Origin of the sequence: Pseudovibrio sp. WM33 (assembly GCF_001623165.1) — a bacterium.
Classification (GTDB): domain Bacteria; phylum Pseudomonadota; class Alphaproteobacteria; order Rhizobiales; family Stappiaceae; genus Pseudovibrio.
The window spans coordinates 41,432-43,004 of sequence record NZ_LMCK01000096.1; the positions used below are offsets into that span (position 1 = coordinate 41,432).

Annotated in this window: 1 protein-coding gene and 1 pseudogene; one reads left to right on the plus strand and one right to left on the minus strand. The window is 50.4% G+C overall.

From position 1 onward, the window contains the following. Nucleotides 1–895 (plus strand): annotated as a pseudogene (locus tag PsWM33_RS18440) (IS3 family transposase); the annotation flags it as partial. A gap of 267 nt (nucleotides 896–1,162) precedes the next feature. On the opposite strand, the gene PsWM33_RS18445 reads toward PsWM33_RS18440, so the two are convergent. Next, complete coding sequence (locus tag PsWM33_RS18445) at nucleotides 1,163–1,561, minus strand: SRPBCC family protein (RefSeq protein ID WP_063296627.1); 399 nt, start codon at nucleotides 1,559–1,561, stop codon at nucleotides 1,163–1,165. Nucleotides 1,562–1,573 lie beyond the last annotated feature (12 nt).

Below are 1,573 nucleotides of genomic sequence, written 5' to 3' on the forward strand. Positions count from 1 at the left end.
TTTTGGAAAACGATTTTTTGGAAGGAGCGCTCACCAAAGCGGGATTACTGAGCGCCAAAAGATGATTGACCGGCCCCATGAGCTCTCAATCAGTCGTCAGGCCAAAGCCCTGAGTATATCAAGAAGCAGTGTTTACTAACGGCCCCGCCCGGTCTCGCCGGAAACGTTGAGCCTCATGCGCCGACTGGACGAGTTGCATCTAGAGTATCCGTTTGCGGGCAGCCGCATGCTGCAGCAGTTATTGAAGGCAGAAGGCTTTGATATCGGCCGACGTAGAGTGAGATCCTTGATGAAGAGGATGGGTATTGAGGCAATCTACCGACGACCCAATACGTCCAAACCAGCGCCAGAACATAAAATCTACCCGTATCTGCTGCGTGATGTGAAGGTTTTAAGGCCCAATCAGGTCTGGGCCATCGACATTTCCTATATTCCCATGGCAAAGGGCTTCACTTACCTGGTCGCTATCATTGACTGGTATTCACGCAACGTTCTGAGCTGGCGGTTATCGATCACCATGGAGGCGGCCTTCTGCATCGAAGCTCTGGAAGAGGCACTTTCCAAATACGGCAAGCCGGAGATTTTCAACTCTGATCAGGGGTCTCAGTTCACCAGCAGAGACTTCACCGATGTACTCAAACGGGAGGAGATCAAGATCTCCATGGATGGCAAGGGAGCCTGGCGCGACAATGTTTTTATCGAACGGTTCTGGCGCACCATCAAGTATGAGGAAGTCTACCTCAAGGCCTACGCCAGTGTGCCAGAGGCCAGAAAATCCATTAAGCAGTACATCACCTTTTATAACCAGAAGCGCCCACATTCATCGCTTGAACGGAACACCCCGGATCAGGCTTACTGCACCCACCCGCAGCACATAACTCAAGCTGCTGCGTAATCGGAGCGGATCCACTTATAAAAGACGCTCACCTGTCCAAATAAACGGAACCACCTCTTACTTTGCAAAGAAAAGTTGGTGATGCGGTCGTCTTATTCGATGTGTTGATTAACTCTGAGCTGGGTTTTCTAACAGGCATATCAACATGAAAGATACTTTGTTAAAGCTGTGATTTAGTTTTAGTGGGATGAATTGTGAAGGTTAACTAGCTGCACCCACCCACGATATCGGATCGTGAATGGGCGCTTTTTAGGAGGGGAGAGCGTCTTAGCTTTCGACGAAGTGTTGCAGATCGTTGAAGCTGCTGCTCCAGCCGTGGTTTTTGGTCTGCTCTGGATCGGCGAATACTTTTTGTAACATGGTCATCCGGGTGCCATCCTTGATCGGCTCGAAGGTGACCTCAACGTCTGTCTCGTGACCGCGGACGCCATCATTTATCCAGCCCCATGTGAAGCAAAGGCGGTTAGGACGATCCAGAACCTTGTAAATGCCCGAAACCTTATAAGCTCCGCCTTCTTTGGTGGACGTCATGGTGGTTTTCCATTTGCCACCTGCGCGTACATCCATTTCGCATTCTGGTGTGATCATGCCTTCAGGACCCCACCACTGCACGAGCATCTCTGGATTTGTCCAGGCATCTGTCAGTGCTGGATGTATTTTCCCCATTTGTGCTGCTTG

Bases quoted from the DNA above. Each gene is read 5' to 3' on its own strand.
- PsWM33_RS18445 (WP_063296627.1), bottom strand. From the start codon at position 1,561: ATGGGGAAAATACATCCAGCACTGACAGATGCCTGGACAAATCCAGAG.